17 protein-coding genes are annotated in these 15,970 nt (G+C 61.5%); 11 read left to right on the forward strand and 6 right to left on the reverse strand.

Going from position 1 to position 15,970, the window contains the following annotated elements:
* Positions 1-128: 128 nt before the first annotated feature.
* Positions 129-1,202, reverse strand: coding sequence for an ABC transporter ATP-binding protein (locus CJ178_RS20250; RefSeq protein WP_033237063.1), 1,074 nt, complete (start codon positions 1,200-1,202; stop codon positions 129-131).
* Between the two features lie 113 nt (positions 1,203-1,315).
* On the opposite strand from CJ178_RS20250, the gene CJ178_RS20255 reads away from it, so the two are divergent.
* The 3 genes from CJ178_RS20255 (at position 1,316) to CJ178_RS20265 (ending at position 3,083) form a co-directional block, all read left to right on the forward strand.
* Complete coding sequence (locus CJ178_RS20255; protein ID WP_095887505.1) at positions 1,316-2,152, forward strand: DUF2786 domain-containing protein; 837 nt, start codon at positions 1,316-1,318, stop codon at positions 2,150-2,152.
* Between the two features lie 3 nt (positions 2,153-2,155).
* Positions 2,156-2,653, forward strand: coding sequence for a TIGR04338 family metallohydrolase (locus CJ178_RS20260; protein WP_033237061.1), 498 nt, complete (start codon positions 2,156-2,158; stop codon positions 2,651-2,653).
* Positions 2,654-2,714: 61 nt separating this feature from the next.
* A complete protein-coding gene (locus CJ178_RS20265; RefSeq protein ID WP_095888068.1) occupies positions 2,715-3,083 on the forward strand; it encodes a helix-turn-helix domain-containing protein in 369 nt (122 codons plus the stop codon).
* Between the two features lies 1 nt (position 3,084).
* Here the strand turns inward: CJ178_RS20265 and CJ178_RS20270 are convergent, their stop codons facing one another.
* Complete coding sequence (locus CJ178_RS20270) at positions 3,085-3,672, reverse strand: ATP-dependent Clp protease proteolytic subunit (protein ID WP_092805219.1); 588 nt, start codon at positions 3,670-3,672, stop codon at positions 3,085-3,087.
* A gap of 5 nt (positions 3,673-3,677) precedes the next feature.
* On the reverse strand, positions 3,678-4,286 hold the full coding sequence (locus CJ178_RS20275) for a ClpP family protease (protein WP_033237059.1): 609 nt from the start codon (positions 4,284-4,286) through the stop codon (positions 3,678-3,680).
* Positions 4,287-4,511: 225 nt separating this feature from the next.
* Between CJ178_RS20275 and CJ178_RS20280 the strand changes: the two genes are divergently transcribed.
* The 7 genes from CJ178_RS20280 (at position 4,512) to CJ178_RS20310 (ending at position 10,722) form a co-directional block, all read left to right on the forward strand.
* Positions 4,512-5,213 (forward strand): Clp protease N-terminal domain-containing protein, encoded by a 702-nt coding sequence (locus tag CJ178_RS20280; protein WP_033237058.1) that lies wholly within the window; start codon positions 4,512-4,514, stop codon positions 5,211-5,213.
* 58 nt (positions 5,214-5,271) lie between these two features.
* Complete coding sequence (locus CJ178_RS20285) at positions 5,272-6,948, forward strand: FAD-dependent oxidoreductase (RefSeq protein WP_095887506.1); 1,677 nt, start codon at positions 5,272-5,274, stop codon at positions 6,946-6,948.
* Entirely contained in the window at positions 6,945-7,298 is a 354-nt protein-coding gene (locus tag CJ178_RS20290) for a 4Fe-4S dicluster domain-containing protein (RefSeq protein ID WP_033237056.1), read from the forward strand. Before CJ178_RS20285 ends, CJ178_RS20290 begins: the two co-directional genes overlap by 4 nt.
* A complete protein-coding gene (locus CJ178_RS20295) occupies positions 7,295-8,296 on the forward strand; it encodes an ABC transporter substrate-binding protein (RefSeq protein WP_033237055.1) in 1,002 nt (333 codons plus the stop codon). Before CJ178_RS20290 ends, CJ178_RS20295 begins: the two co-directional genes overlap by 4 nt.
* The gene (locus CJ178_RS20300) at positions 8,293-9,138 is read left to right on the forward strand and encodes an ABC transporter permease (protein ID WP_095887507.1); all 846 of its coding nucleotides are present in this window, start codon (positions 8,293-8,295) and stop codon (positions 9,136-9,138) included. Before CJ178_RS20295 ends, CJ178_RS20300 begins: the two co-directional genes overlap by 4 nt.
* Positions 9,135-9,863: an ABC transporter ATP-binding protein gene (locus CJ178_RS20305; protein WP_092805221.1), complete on the forward strand. Its 729-nt coding sequence runs from the start codon at positions 9,135-9,137 to the stop codon at positions 9,861-9,863. Before CJ178_RS20300 ends, CJ178_RS20305 begins: the two co-directional genes overlap by 4 nt.
* Positions 9,864-9,927: 64 nt before the next feature.
* Positions 9,928-10,722, forward strand: a complete 795-nt coding sequence (locus tag CJ178_RS20310) for an LLM class F420-dependent oxidoreductase (RefSeq protein WP_095888069.1) — start codon at positions 9,928-9,930, stop codon at positions 10,720-10,722.
* Positions 10,723-10,775: 53 nt separating this feature from the next.
* Here CJ178_RS20310 and CJ178_RS20315 read toward each other — a convergent pair whose 3' ends face one another.
* From CJ178_RS20315 to CJ178_RS20325, 3 genes are read right to left on the reverse strand one after another with little or no spacing between them, the layout of a single operon-like run.
* Entirely contained in the window at positions 10,776-12,467 is a 1,692-nt protein-coding gene (locus CJ178_RS20315) for an acyl-CoA dehydrogenase family protein (protein WP_095887508.1), read from the reverse strand.
* Between the two features lie 10 nt (positions 12,468-12,477).
* On the reverse strand, positions 12,478-13,983 hold the full coding sequence (locus tag CJ178_RS20320; protein ID WP_095888070.1) for a class I adenylate-forming enzyme family protein: 1,506 nt from the start codon (positions 13,981-13,983) through the stop codon (positions 12,478-12,480).
* A 36-nt stretch (positions 13,984-14,019) separates the two neighbouring features.
* On the reverse strand, positions 14,020-14,655 hold the full coding sequence (locus CJ178_RS20325; protein WP_095887509.1) for a TetR/AcrR family transcriptional regulator C-terminal domain-containing protein: 636 nt from the start codon (positions 14,653-14,655) through the stop codon (positions 14,020-14,022).
* 250 nt (positions 14,656-14,905) lie between these two features.
* Here CJ178_RS20325 and CJ178_RS20330 point away from each other — a divergent pair, with 250 nt between their 5' ends.
* A complete protein-coding gene (locus CJ178_RS20330) occupies positions 14,906-15,904 on the forward strand; it encodes a helix-turn-helix domain-containing protein (protein WP_095887510.1) in 999 nt (332 codons plus the stop codon).
* Positions 15,905-15,970 lie beyond the last annotated feature (66 nt).

Here is a 15,970-nt window from a genome sequence, read left to right on the forward strand (position 1 = left end):
AGCCGACGTCACGGCATGCGCCATGAGTGCCGGCTCCCGGCATCGGCCCCTACTGTGGCACGAGACACCCCTACTTGTTGGTATTACGGCGAACCTGAATCGTTCATGTGTCGGATTAGAACGTCGAATCAGCCGAGGCGACGGCCGTCGCTGGATGCAAAAATGTGCACCTTGCCCGGGTCGACTCGAAGATTCACGCGATCACCCTTCTGCGGCGGATTACGCCAGTCACCTCGCGCCACGATCTGTTGTGGGCTGCCACCGATAGTCGTGCGGCCGTAGACGTAGGCGTCGGACCCGAGTTCTTCGACGACGTCGACGTCCATCGGAATTCCCGCAGCGGCAATCTCGAGGTGTTCCGGACGAATTCCGAGCACAACTTCGGTCTCGGGTGTTCCGTTCAATGTTTCACGGGAAACAGGAACAACCACGTCACCGAACGCCACACCGCGATCGGTGAGGGGAAGGGTGAAGAGATTCATCGCGGGCGAACCCATGAAGCCGGCAACAAACACGTTCTTCGGCCGGTTGTAGAGCTCCCGCGGCGACGCACACTGCTGCAGGATTCCCTTGTCGAGGACGGCGACGCGGTCACCCATGGTCATGGCCTCCACCTGATCGTGCGTCACATAGACCATCGTGGTCGCGAGGCGTCGCTGCAATTGCGCGATCTGCGTACGCGTCTGCACCCGTAGTTTTGCGTCGAGGTTGGAGAGCGGCTCGTCCATCAGAAACACCTGCGGTTGGCGGACGATGGCGCGGCCCATCGCAACTCGCTGACGCTGACCACCGGACAGCGCTTTCGGCTTGCGATCCAGGTACGGCTCCAGGTCGAGCATCTTGGCAACTTCCTCGACGCGAGCCCGGGTTTCCGTCTTGTTGGTACCCGCCAACTTGAGCGCAAATCCCATGTTCTCGGCGACCGTCATGTGCGGGTACAGGGCGTAGTTCTGGAACACCATCGCGATGTCGCGTTCCTTGGGTTCCTGACCCGTGACGTCGCGGTCACCGATGAGAATGCGGCCACTGTGGACCTCCTCGAGACCCGCCAGCATGCGGAGCGTCGTCGACTTTCCACAACCGGACGGTCCGACGAGTACAAGGAACTCGCCGTCCTCGATCTGGAGGTCGAGCTTGTCGACTGCGGGGGAATTCGATCCGGGAAACAGACAGGTAGTTCCCTCGAATGTCACTGAAGCCATGACGGGTTGATCCCTTCTACCGGCAGGAACGTGCCGGACGATCCAAGTTGAGGGTGAGTGTGTGCCCCAGCAGCATAAGCGCCGCTGTCGGTATCCGGGAGTACCCTTCTGCGGTGAGTTCGGAGAAGATGTTGACCCGCATCGGTGCTCTGCTTCGTCAGGCAGAATCCACCGATAATCCCCACGAAGGTGAAGCCTTCATGGCGGCCGCACAGCGGTTGGCCACCAACTCGGCCATCGACCTGGCGGTGGCCCGTGCACACACGGCGTCGTCGGAAAAACGGGCGACGCCCACCCAACGGCTCATCACGATCGGTGAGCCCGGCAAGCGTGGCTTGCGCACCTACGCTCAGCTGTTCATCGCCATCGCGGCCGCCAACGACGTGCAGTGCGACATCGCGCAGACGTCTGCCGTCATCTTCGCGTACGGATTTGCCGGCGACATCGACGTGTGTGAGGCCCTGTACTCGAGCCTTCTGTTCCAGATGGTGCGAGATTCCGACGCGTATGTGCGCTCCGGTGCGTACCGCGGTGAAACGTCCGTGCGGACGGTCGTCGAAACTCGCGGACGACGACGCGTCAGCACTCAGGTCCGCAAGCCTGTTGCCGGAGTGACCGCACGGCTCAACTTCCAGATGGCCTATGCGGCGCGCATCGGCGCCCGGTTGGCGGAAACGAAGAAGCAGACGGAAACAGTGTCGACTGCGTCATCCTCGGAAACCGCACTGGTGTTGCGTAACAAGGAAATCGAACTCAAGGACTACTACTCGTCCAATTCCAAGGCACGCGGTACATGGCAGGGCGGCGGCCGGGCAAGTGCCGGGCATTCGTCGCATGCACGTCAGGCAGGGGACAAGGCCGCCAGATCAGCACGGCTGGGAAACCTCCCGGAGATCGGTGGCGTCAAGGGGCAGATCGGACGGGGCGAGCGAAGCGACGGGGGTAGGTGAGCGATGAGAGACAAGCAGCAGTCCGCCGTCTACGAAGCAGAAACCTTGGTGCGCACCATGTTCGACCGCGCGGACCAGCGGGGGACACGTAGCGTCGAGGTTCTGGGATCCACCATCACACTGCCGGTCGAGCGCAAATTCGGATCCGTGGAATCGGTGCGGACATATTGCGAGCAGGTTCTTGCACTGAACTGGGTGGGGGAAACCTGGCCCCGCGCAACTGTTTCGGTAATGGTGCGCGCCCGCGCCGGAAACACTGCCGCCCACTACTCGAATGACACCATCGCCGTCCCCGAGGATCGAGACGGGCGCTGGGCGTTGCGTGAACTTGTTGTCCTGCACGAACTCGCACACCACCTCGGCAACCCCGACTCCGACGAGGCTTCCCACGGGCCGGAGTTCGTCGACCGATACCTCACGCTGGTCGACGAAATCATCGGGCCCGAGGCTGCCTTCGTCCTGCGTGCGATGTTCCTTGCCGGTGGTGTTCGAACCGACTGAGCCCTCTCTGCCCTCGGCGAACCCGGTAGTGGCCGCACTGGTCGGCTGGAATACTCGGCGTATGGATGCGCAGCGCAGATTGGTCCTGGTCAAGGGTGGGTCGGAACCGCCCAATCCGGATGCACCTGCGCGTAAGCCCCCACTGATCCGCGAAGCGTACGGACGAGTGTTGCGTGAGGTCCGACGCGATCAGGACCGGACACTCGGCGACGTAGCCGCCCAGGTCGGAATGTCGAAGCAATACCTGTCCGAGATCGAGCGAGGCAAGAAGGAACCGTCGTCGGAAATCCTGCGCGCGATCTGTGAAGCCTTGGGGATGCCGCTGGAGCACTTGCTGTTCCGATCGGGCAACAAGATAATTGCACTCAATTCCCTCACGTTGGGGCACTCTCCGGCACCGATCTCCGGCCCCGTCCTGATGGCGGCCTGAGTCAGTTCCCTTCGATCAAGGTGTCAGCCAGGCCGTAGGAGATCGCGTCGTGGGCGGTGAATATCCGGTCCCGATCGGTGTCCTTTCGAAGTCGCTCGACGCTCTGACCGGTGTGCTTACTCAAGATCGTCTCCGTCTGCTCGCGGATTCTCAGGATCTCAGCCGCTTGAAGCGCCAGGTCCGAGATGGTGCCGCTACCTTGCGTCGACGGTTGGTGCAGCAGCACCCGGGAATGGGCGAGAACATGCCGATGGCCCGGAGTACCGGCGGCGAGCAGCACCGCAGCAGCCGACGCCGCCTGCCCCATGCAGTACGTCGAAATCGTGGGTTTCAAGAACTGCATCGTGTCGTAGATCGCGAGCATCGCAGTGGTGGAACCGCCGGGAGAGTTGATGTACAAACCGATTTCGCGATCCGGGTTGTCGGCCTGCAGGTGCAGCATCTGAGCCATCACGACGTTGGCGACGCCGTCGTCGATCTCGGTGCCGAGAAAGACGATGCGCTCGTTGAGCAGCCTGCTGAAGATATCGAAAGATCGCTCACCCGTTGGTGTTCGCTCGATGACGCTGGGAATCGTGTACTGGGACATGATGTTCACAATCCGATCTTGGGGAAGGTAGCCTGCGGTGCGATCTCGGCGAACGTCGTCACGACGCGGTCGACGATTCCGTATTCGCGTGCCTGCTCGGCGGTAAACCAACGATCTCGGTCGCTGTCTATCTCGATTTCTTCGACGGTCCGGCCCGTTTCGGCGGCCAGAATTTCCTGCGACTGACGCTTCATCAACTCGAGGCTCTCGGCCTGGATCGCGATATCCACCGCTGTGCCACCGATACCCGCTGACGGCTGGTGCATCATGATGCGACTGTGCGCCAGGCTGATTCGCTTGCCATGTGTACCGGAGCAGAGAAGCACCTGACCCATACTGGCGGCAAATCCCATCGCTACCGTCACGACATCATTGGGGATGAGCTTCATGGTGTCGTAGATGGCGAGACCGGCGAACACCGATCCGCCGGGTGAATTGATGTAGAGCACGATGTCGCGCTTGGGGTCGGTAGTGGCGAGGAGCACCAATTCCGAGCACACGCGCTCGGCCATGTCGTCGTTCACCTCGCCGGTCAGCAAGATTGTTCGTTGACGAAAGAGCCTGTCTGTCAGCAGGTCACGATATCCGGTGTCGGTGAGGGTTGGAGTAGTCATGAATCCATTCCTACCGGCGCCGCGGCGCTGGAATCCAGATCGTCTGCTGTAGGCAGACCCGGACCTGAACCCGACGATTCGGACCAGCCTGAACTAAACCCGTGAGCAGCACTTTTCCGCCTTATCGACGGCAACCGCCATTGTCGTCGCCACGCAGTGGGGGTTATATGGGGTTATGCACATCAGTGCAGGTCAGGGTGTCGAGTTGCGAGAGAGGCCGGGCAGATGCCAAAGATCAACGTCTATGTTCCGGACGACCTCGCGGCAGCGGTACGTGCCCGGCAACTCCCGATCTCGGCGATCTGCCAAATGGCGCTTCGCGGCGCACTCGATCGCGAAGCACCCGATTCTTCGGTGCGCATCACCGAGCACATCGAGACCGATCTGCCGTTCAGCCCTCACCTGGCATCGGTGATATCCCTGGCTCCGGCCGCTGCGGCCAGAAAAGGTTCGTTGACAGTTGATTCCGAACACTTGCTGCAAGCTCTCCTCGACGAGGAAGAGAACCTCATACTGCGCGGTCTCGACCACCTCGGGCTGACCCGCGCATCCATACAGAAAACTCTCGATCTGGTGGTACCCGACAAGGCACCGGTCGACGACAGCGACGTCACGTACGGCCCCGCGGCCCGCGTGATTCTCGAAGCAGCAGTGGCCGATGCGCACTTGGCCGGAAACTCCGTCGTAAACGGCGCAAATTTGGTGTGGGCCTTGGCAAACGCTTCCACAGGATATGCCGCCGACGTCCTGGACCACCTCGGATTCTTCCAGGTGACCACTCACCAAGCCCTCGGCTTGATCGAAGTTGGTGTCGGCCACACAAACCGATATGCACCGGCCGGCCAAGCTGCGATCCTCACGGAACTGGCCAAGATCACCGATCGCCTCGCGCGCCTCGAGGCCTCTCTCTCGTCTTCGTGTAGCTAGAGCGAAAAACTCGTAGCCCCCTCTCTTCTCACGCATTCCAGAATGGAGGTGCGCTGTAATGGCGCGCTCACTCCCTCGCTTTCACGGACAGATAGTCACGGACGATTCCGAGAGTCTGCATGTGTCGACCGACGTGCTGATTGTCGGCGGCGGACCGGCGGCAACCTGGGCGGCAGTTGCCGCTGCCGAATCCGGCGCCAGTGTCACGTTGGTAGACAAAGGCTATGTCGGCGCAAGCGGTGTAGCCGCGACGGCGGGAGTCGGCCATTGGCTCGTGCCCCCGGTTCCGGAACGTCGCGACGAAGAAATCTCGCGGCGCGAACGCTCCGGTGGTTTCATCACCGATCGAGTCTGGACCGAAGCGGTTCTCGACGAGGCGTGGGAGCGAACAGCTCTCATCCCGGAATGGGGATACAAGCCCAGCAGGAACCCGCGCGGTCCCGGCTCACTGTTCGGCGCCCGTCCCGGCGAGCGATCATTTTCCGGCGCCGCCCCGGACTACCTCCGCTTCCTGCGTGGGAAGGTCAAGAAATCCGGAGTCCATGTACTGGACCACAGCCCGGCACTGGAACTTCTCGTGGATTCCAACGGAACTGTCTCCGGGGCAACGGGTTACCAGCGTCAGGTCAAACGGCCCTGGCGCGTCGACGCCGGCGCCGTGATCCTCGCGACTGGCGGCACCACGTGGAAGAGCCACTCACTCGGCGGTGACGTGAACACCGGCGAGGGGCACTTGATGGCCGTCGAAGTCGGAGCCCATCTCTCCAGCATGGAGTTCTCGAACTTCTACGGAATGGTGCCCTTCGGAACAAGCATGGACAAGAACGGATTCTTCGTCTCCGCGTCGTACTGGGATCACCGCGGTGAACCGATCCGGTATCACGACCTTCACCAAAGCCGCGCAGAGCTTCTCGGTGCTTCGCTGCGCGGCACGATCACCGCACAGTTCACTCAGTTCGACAAGGAGATATGGCCGGCGCTGCGCGCTGCGATGCCCAACTTCTTCATGGTGACGGACAAACTCGGGATCGATCCATTCAACGAACGGTTCCCGATGGATTGGGTCCAAGAAGGAACTGTCCGGGGTACGGGCGGAATACACATTCTCGACTACGAGGCGTCGACGGGAGTGTCCGGCCTCTACGCGGCAGGCGATATCGCGGCGCGCGACCGCATAGTCGGCGCTGCCACCGGAGCGGGTGGCCCCAACCTGTCGTGGGCCATTGCGACCGGGACGTGGGCTGGACGCGCGGCGGCCGGATTCTCCGCACATCGTGGATTAACAACCCGATTCGATGTCGAACCGTCCGGAACCCTCGGTCTTCGTGGTCGAGGTGTCAACAGCGTCGACGACGTTGTTCGCTCGATCCAGTCCGAAATGCTGCCGATCGACAAGGCAGTTTTCCGCAGCAACGACGGACTTGCCGACTCGGCTGCTCGCCTCGATCGACTGTGGGAGAGCGCATCTTCCGCCCCGATCGTCGAATACTCCGGCATGGAGGCAATCGCGCAACGCGAGAGCGCCGGAATGCTGGCGATGGGCCGGTGGGCGGTACGTACGGCCATGGCGCGCACGGAAACCCGTGGCATGCATACCCGCACCGATTTCCCTGACACGGATTCGAGCCAAGCTCACCGGCTACTCAGTGGCGGGCTTGACGATATCTGGGTGGAGCCGGATACCGAATTACCCCGTGTTGGTGTCACATTGGCCACGCAGGGGAGTGCGTCATGATCGAGATCATCAACGCCGACCGCTGCACTACGTGCGACATCTGCGTCCGGATCTGTCCGATGAACGTCTTCGAAGCCGTCCCGGACGCCCCTCCCGTGATCGCCAGACATTCGGACTGCCAGACGTGTTTCCAGTGTGAGGCGTACTGCCCGGCCGACGCCATGTTCGTCTCGCCCTCACGCACACCGGAACCGCAGGGCTCCGAGTTCCTCGACGAAGAGCACCTTCTCGGGCAGAACCTGCTCGGGATGTACCGCGAACGCGTCGGGTGGCGCAAATCGTCCGCCCGCCCGACACAATCCACAGCCGACTATCACCAGCTTGCCCAGAATGCCAGGAGAACACCATGACCATCCGCACTCGCACCAAAAGCCTTGCCGCACTGCTGGGAATCGCGCTTCTCGCAACGGTGACCGCGTGCTCGTCGACCTCGGAAGCCACCGAGGGTACGTCGGCGTCACTGGTTCCGTTGACAGTGGGCGCTCCGTGGAACGGTGCGGCCGGTAAATCCCCCACGGACACAACCTCGTTCGGTTACGCCGTCCATGAGGGTCTGGCACAACCGATTCTCGAGAAGTACGGATTCGAGTACAAAGCCTTCGTCGGCTTCAACAACGGTCCGCCGGTGGTGCAGGCATTGCAGACTGGCGACGTACAGGTCGGCCTGATCGGCGACACGCCCGCCGTTCAAGCCAAGGCCAGTGGAATCGACGTGCCCGCCTTGGTGATCGACAAGCCCGCGTCCGATATCTGGTTCCTCGGCCGAGAAGGTGGAGTATCGAAAATCGAAGATCTTGCCGGAAAGAAGGTGGGACTCCAATTCGGCTCCAACTTCGACAAGTACGGACGCGCCGTACTCGAACGTGCCGGTGTTGCAGATCAGGTGGAGTTGGTGAATCTGCTCTTCGCCGACGCGCTTCCCGCCCTGCAGCGCGGCGATATCGACGCCGTTCCACTTCCCGCGACGACGGCCGGCATCTGGCGCAAGCAGATCAACTTCCCCATTCTGTCCAAGGCGAGCGTCGACGACCCCGATCTGCTGGCCACCAGCGTCGCCCTGACTTCGCGTGAGACTTTTGCGGCGAATCCCGAACTGGCAAAGGCGGTCTGGGAGGTCATTCAGGCCGGAGACAAAGCAATCGATGCGAACCACGACGCCTATGCTCAGTTCGTTTTTGATGCCACCGGCTCACCGGTAGATGTGGTCAAGGAAGCAACACTGTGGAATTTCCAGAGCGAACCAGTTGATCCGGACGGATTGAACACGGTGCGTTCGACGCTCGACTTCCTGGTCAAGTCCGGTAAGGCCCCCAACGCCTTCGACGTCACGACCTGGGCAGTGTCATGAGTGTGGAAGCACCGGCACTGCCCACGGTGAGAGCGCCTGAGCATCTCGCGCCGGCACCTACCCGTCGGCGACGACGCTCACGATTGACCGATGTCACGCTGCGCGCAAGCGTCCCGGTTGCCCTTCTCGCCTTATGGGCGGTGGGATCGGCGACCGGCAAGATCGACGAGAAGACCTTTCCGTCGCCGTGGTCGGTGTGGTCCGCATTTGTCGAACTGCTGACGACAGGGGTTCTGTGGGAGAACCTTTCGGTATCGCTTGTCCGTGTTGCCATCGGATTTGCCATCGGCGGGGCACTGGGACTATCGCTCGGCATCATCTCCGGTCTGTTTGCTCTGGCCGACAAACTCCTCGACCCGACGCTGCAAATGCTCCGCACCATCCCGTTTCTCGCAATCACTCCGTTGCTGATCCTGTGGTTCGGCATCGACGAACGCCCCAAGATCATCATCATCGCAGCAGCAGCACTGTTTCCGCTGTACATCAACACTCACAGCGGCGTGCGAAACGTGGATCGCAAGGTCATCGAAGCCGGACGGGTGTTCGGGCTCCGTGGCATCGGGTTGATCCGTCAGGTAATTCTGCCGGAGATGATTCCGTCGGTGCTTGTCGGACTGCGGGTCTCGCTGTCGGTGTCGCTTCTCGCGCTCATCGTCGCCGAGTTGAGCAATGCCCCCAAGGGCCTGGGTTTTCTGATGACCTCAGCTCAGCAGTATTTCCAGACCGACATCCTGGTGGTTGTCGTGATCATCTACGCAATCTGGGGGTTGTCGGTCGACCTTCTCGTTCGAGCTATCGAGCGAATCCTGATGCCGTACAAGCAATGGGGGAAGTCCGCATGAACATTCGAGACACCGGTGTACGCGCCAGTGGCATCGTCAAGACTTTTGGTGATCGCACAATCCTGGACGGTTTCTCGCTCGACGTGCAACCGGGGGAGTTCGTTGCACTCCTCGGAGCCAGCGGCAGTGGCAAGACAACCTTCCTGCGAATTCTTGCCGGCCTCGAGGGATACGACGCCGGAGAGGTACATGCACCGGACGCACGGACGGTCGTCTTCCAGGAGCCTCGCCTCATTGCGTCGAAGCGCGTCCAGGACAACGTCATACTGGGTCAGCGTGCTACCCGGAAGAATCGCGAAGCCGCAACAGCTGCGTTGGCCGAGGTGTCACTAGCCGGGCGCGAACGGGCTTGGCCCACAACCTTGTCCGGCGGTGAGGCGCAGCGCGTCGCATTGGCCCGGGCGTTGGTACGCAACCCACAATTGTTGTTGCTGGACGAGCCGTTTGCGGCACTCGACGCGCTCACCCGACTCCGCATGCAGGCCTTGGTGGCGGAACTGTGCCGCAAACATCGTCCGGCAGTGCTGCTGGTGACTCACGACATCGACGAGGCAATCCTGCTCGCGGATCGTATTGCGGTGTTGCGCGACGGTCGTTTGAGCATCCTCGAAAACGTCTCGTTCGCGCAACCGCGCAATCCAGCGCAACCGGGGTATACAGCTCTGCGCACTCGCCTACTCGAAGAATTGGGGGTCCACGAGTCGGTTGGTGCTGCACACACGTAGCGGCAACCGGGTGTTCCCGGCCATGATGAAGGGAGTAACCATTTCCTCTCGGCAGGAGCGCGGCATGACTCGTCCGGTACGCATCGGTGTTCAACTCCAACCCCAGCACGCACCCGACTACGGGCTGATCCGCGACGCGGTTCTGCGATCAGAAGACGCGGGGGTCGACATCGTCTTCAACTGGGACCACTTCTACCCGTTGACCGGCGATCCTGACGGAGCCCATTTCGAATGCTGGACCATGCTCGGGGCCTGGGCCGAGCAGACCGAACGTGTGGAGATCGGTGCCCTGGTCACGGGGGGTGGCTACCGCAATCCCGATCTGCTGGCCGATATGGCGCGAACCGTCGACCACATGAGCGGTGGACGCCTCATCCTCGGCATCGGCGCCGGCTGGTTCCAGAAGGACTACGACCAGTTCGGCTACGACTTCGGCACCCCTGGTTCACGGCTGAAACTGCTCGGCGAGTACCTGCCTCGCATCACACGGCGACTGGCCGGTGGCAACCCGCCGCCGACGCGCAATATCCCGGTTCTGATCGGCGGTGGCGGAGAGAAGAAGACCCTGCGACTGGTCGCCGAGTATGCCGATGTGTGGCACAGCTTCGGTGACCGCGAGACGCACCTGCGCAAGTCCGGCATCCTGGCCGATCACTGCGCCGCTGTCGGACGCAATCCCCTGGATGTGGAGCATTCCGCCCCGTGGCCCGGATTGGAGAACGCCGCCGACCTGGTGGCCGACGGCGTCACTCTCTTCACAGTCAGTTCGAGCGGACCGGATTACGACCTGACAACCCTCGTCGAGGCAATCGGGTGGCGCGATGAGAACACCGCTACTGCGTTGAGTGGGTTGGCCTGAAGGCCTGTGCGCCTTTTTGGTAGCGGGAACTACCAGAAAGGCGCACGGGGCGGTTACGCCCTAGCGAGAATCCCTGCGAAATCAGTTCCCACCGGCAGGGTTCCGTACTCGTGACCACGATCCTCGCCCAGTCGAGCGGCAATGAACGCCTCCGACGACGCGGCCGGCGCGTAACGCACCATCAGCGACGCCTGCAGCGCGAGCGCCATGGCTTCGACGACGGTTCGAGCCCTCAGCTGCGCGTCAGCGGGTGCCATCGTGGCGAGCTCACCGAGCTGGCGTCGTACCCGGTCGAGGTGCTGATCGAGAACCGGGTTGTTGCCACGGGCGAGGTTGACCTCGTGATCGAAAGCGGCGACGGAATCAGGTTCACGAGTCATCGCGCGCAATACGTCGAGCGCGATGACGTTGCCTGAACCCTCCCAAACGGCCATGACGGGCTGTTCGCGGTAGCGACGAGCCAGCGGGAAGTCCTCGGTGTACCCGTTGCCACCCAGGCATTCGAGAGCCTCGTACGAGTGATGCGGGCCGCGCTTGCAGATCCAGTACTTCGCGACGGCTGTCGCGAGGCGACGGAACGCCTTTTCCTGCTCGTCGGCGTCGTTGTCCTGTGCCCGTGCCAAACGCAGTGCGGTGATGGTCGCGGCCTCGGATTCAAGCGCCAGGTCCGCGAGCACCGACGTCATGGCAGGCTGATCCGCCAGGACGGCACCAAAAGCGCTGCGGTGGCGTGCGTGCCACACTGCCTCAGCGACCGACTGCCGCATTCCGGCGGTACTGCCGAGAATGCAGTCGAGACGCGTCTGCGACACCATCTCGATGATGGTCCGCACACCACGGCCTGGCTCACCGATCATGGTGCCGACGGTGCCGTCGAGCTCGATCTCGGATGACGCGTTGGACTTGTTGCCCAGCTTGTTCTTCAGACGCTGGATGCGGAAGACGTTGCGCGTGCCGTCAGGCAGGATGCGCGGGAGCAGGAAGCACGAAAGACCTTCGCCTGCAGCACCTTCAGCCTGAGCCAGTACGAGGAAGGCGTCGGACATCGGTGCCGAGCAGAACCACTTGTGGCCGGTGAGCAGATAATCGGCACCCGGACCGCCGCGGCCCGCGGGCTTCGCGATGGTGGTGTTGGCGCGTACGTCGGAGCCGCCCTGCTTCTCCGTCATGGACATACCGAAGATGGCGGATGCCTTTCCGGGGGCGTCCAACTCGGGCGTGTAGCTGCGTGAGAGTGCGCGCGGCGTCCAGATGGCGGCGACATCAGGCTGCAGCTCGAGCGACGGGATTACGGCATGTGTCATGGAAATGGGGCACGCATGACCGGGTTCGACCTGGGAGAACAGCATGAATGCCGCTGCGCGAGCAACATTGGCACCGGGCTTGGGGTTTTCCCACGCCGAGGTATGCGCTCCGTGAGCGACCGCGGCCGAGATGATGCGGTGGTACGACGGGTGATATTCCACCTCGTCGATGCGGTTACCCCACCGGTCGAAGGTGTGCAGTTCGGGGAGGACGGTGTTTGCCAACTCGGCATCGTGCTGGAAGCCCGCACTGCCGACAAGTTCACCGATTCCGGTGAGTTCCTCTGTTGCCCAGTCTGCATCATGGCGTACGACGCCTTCCGCAAGCACGGTGTCGAGAAGGAACTCGTTGACGTCGGTACGCGGCACCGACTGATTGAGCACCGCATGCGTGCGATGCGGCGCCGGATGCGTGATGGTGTTTTCGGAAAGTTCAGTCATGACAAACCTTTCAGCTCGCGCTGCGGATGAGGTGCTTCTGGATCTTGCCGGTGGGTGTGCGCGGGAGCACGGTCACAAATTCCACCTCACGCGGAATCTTGTAGCGCGCCAGCTTGTCCGAGAGGTAGGTCTTGATGTCGTCGGCATCGATGACGCCAGGTTCACGCCACACGACATGCGCAACGACGGTTTCGCCCCACTCCTCGTTGGGCTTGCCGACAACGGCCACGTCGACAACATCGGGGTGCCCGGAGATCACGTCCTCCACTTCCTTGGAGTAGACATTCTCGCCGCCGGTGATGATCATGTCCTTCGCGCGATCGACGATGAAGAGATAACCGTCTTCGTCGGTGCGCGCGAGATCGCCTGTGCGGTACCAATCTCCGTCGGCAAACGCGGCCGCAGTGGCTTCGGGATCATCGAGATAACCCTGCATGACGGTGTCGGCACGCAACCAGATCTCACCGATCTGCTCGGGCTCCACGTCGATACCATTGTCACCAACGACCCGAAGATCCACACCGGCAAGCGCGAACTTGCCGATAGACCCGGCCTTGGTCAACTGCTCTTCTGGGTACAGCACCGTGCCGACAGGACCGGTCTCGGTCATGCCGTAAACCTGGCGGAACTCGGTGGTGCCGTAGGACTCCACGAGTCGGCGGGCGACATCGGCACCGATGGGGCCACCGCCGTACAACCACGCACGGACGCTACCGAGGTTGTAGTCGGCGAAGTTCGGCACCATGTTGAGGGCTGTCGTATAGATGACCGGAGGACCAAAGCAAAGCGTAATACGTTGTTCCTGAACCGTTTCCAGGAAAGTCACCGGATGGTACTCACGAACCAGCACAACCGTTCCGCCCATGTAGAGCGTGGACATGAACCAGTTGTTGAGCGGTGACGCGTGCCAGATCGGAACAGCCATGAGCAGCCGCTCATCCCGCGTCGTCGAGACGGCAAGGCCGGCAGTGATCGCCACCCCGACCACGTTGCGGTGGCTGTGGACGCAGCCCTTCGGAGCGCCGGTTGTACCCGAGGTGTAGAGGATTTCGGCCGGATCGTTTTCGTCGATCTCGACGCCGTCCACACCGTCCACGCTGCTGATGGCGTCATCGAAGAAGTCGAAACCGTCTGCGGCAGAGTCTGTACTGACCAACTTTGCAGTGGTTTCGAGGCGACTGACGACGGGTGCCAGTTCGCCGTCGAAGACACACACCGACACCTTGGCGTGTCCAAGCACGTAGGCGACTTCGGGCGTCTGCATCTTGTGATTGATGGGAACGACGACGGCACCCAGACGCCAGGCTCCCAGCATCGCGTAGACAAAACCTGGTGTGTTGAAGCACATCAGAGCTACACGATCGCCACGCCCCACACCCAGATTTTCCAGATACGCGGCAGCACGCCGGCTTCCGTCCTGAACCTGCTGATACGAGTGTTCGTGGCCGCCTGCGATCAGGAACGGCTTGTCGGGCGTCTTGGTGACATTGCTGTCGAATACGCGAACGATGTTCATCGGCAAATCCTTAAAAGTCCTGATGGAGAGAGAGTTTCAATCCATCGAGCTGTTCAGTACTGCGTCGGGTATCTGAAGGGTGGCGAAGATGACGGCTACCGCTTCCTCGAGCGAGTAGCCGAAGCTCTCGCCGGTTGCGGTCTTCTGAATGACGAGGCCGAAGATCGCGGACCAGAAGGCTTTCGATTCGACGTCGATGCCCGCGCGCAGCTGCCAACCGGTGCGGACCAAAGTTCGGAGGAGGGCAGTTTCGCCTGAGGAGTGCAAGGTGCGGAGCGTCTCGGAGATGAGATCGCGTAGCTCGCCGCGCCGCCCCGTCATCATCATCGCTTCGACAAAGATCTCGACGCTCGGAGCTCCCGTACCGAGCAGCGATCCGACAAGTTTCTCGGTGTAGTCACCGACGGTAGCGGCGTCCGCGGCATCAACCTCGGCGCGTTTACCTGCCCGGAGAACAGCAGCGCAGGCGACCTCGACAAAAAGCTTCTCTTTGGATCCGTAGTAGTACGTCACCTGATTGGGATGAGCGCCGGCGGCCGCGCAAATTTGGGCGATGGATACGCACTCACCATGCTCGAGAAACAGTTCCGTGGCCGCGTCGAACAGAGCCTGACGGGTCTGCTTCCCGGATTGCCGTGTTGCTCGCGCTGCCGGTACTGCTTCGGTGGCCATGGACGCACTCCTACTTGTTTGTATGACAAACAATAACTTGGTGTTGTTTGTATGGCAAACAATTTTCTTCGAACGCGAACGCCCGAGTGAGAATTACGAGTGATGTCGATCGACACCTCACACACAGCGGACTAGTCTTCTCCCACAGAGCGAAGCCCGTTCCTACTCGATCGGGATGAACGCCAGACTAAGCACATTCGATGTTTAGCCAACCGAACAACTCGATTCTTCTGCGAGGAGGTGCCCGTCAATGCTCGAGAATTCTGATGTTCCGCTTGCCACTCGGGCAACTATCGCCGGGGACTGGGCAGACCTACTGCGCGAACACTTTGTTGCTCTGGACGTATCCGATATCGACGACCGCACACGTTTCACCGGCGCTGTCCAATCGGCTCAGCTTGCCCACGTCAAGGTTGCTGCCGTTCAGTCGATGGAACAACGAATAGTGCGCAGCAACAGTTTGATCAGGGATGACGGCGCCGACTACCTGCAAATCGGGATGATCCGCCGCGGTAGCGCGATAGTGCGGCAGGACGAGCGAGAATGCGTACTGCGATGCGGTGACTACGTGCTGTACGACACCACCCGTCCATTCGATTGGCAATTCGAGGGACATCCCAACGACGGGTTCTGGGGCCTCGAGGTCTTCACCTGGCCAAGGCCGTCTCTGGCGCTCGCCGACGCTGAAATCCGGAGCCTTACCGCCGTTGCGTTTGACGGTCACACCGGCATGAGTGGACTTCTAGGTCGCTTTCTTCACGATCTTGCGTCAGTCCGCATGGCCTCTGATGTCGCCGGAGCCGAGGCTGAGATCATCGAGGAAATCAGCGGTTTGGTGAAATCGTTCCTGCACACCACAATCCGTCCGGTCGCCTCGTATCGCAACGACCTCTACGAGATGGCACTTTCGGTCATCGACGACCGCATCGAGGACCCGTCGCTGTCGCCGGTAAACATCGCTGAATCGGTCGCGGTTTCCATTCGACAGTTGCATCGGGTCTTCGCCGAACACGGCACGACTGTCTCACGCTCGATTCGACGTCGTCGCCTGGAAGTCTGTCGCCGAGAGATGGTGCGACACGGGACCGCAGAGCGGTCGTTGACTCAAATTGCTCACCGATGGGGATTTACGGACCCCTCTACCTTCAGTCGAGCGTTCAAAGCCGAGTTCGGGATGAGTCCTCGCCGATACCGCTCGGAATCACTCGCTGCGTCACTCGATTCCGCGAACCCTGCCTCACCCCGGTAACAAACGGTAACGCGCACGTAACCTACTGCGCTACTTATCTATTCGAGATCGCCGCGATAATCCGGC

The sequence above is a fragment of the Rhodococcus sp. ACPA4 genome (assembly GCF_002300185.1).
Classification (GTDB): domain Bacteria; phylum Actinomycetota; class Actinomycetes; order Mycobacteriales; family Mycobacteriaceae; genus Rhodococcus_F; species Rhodococcus_F globerula.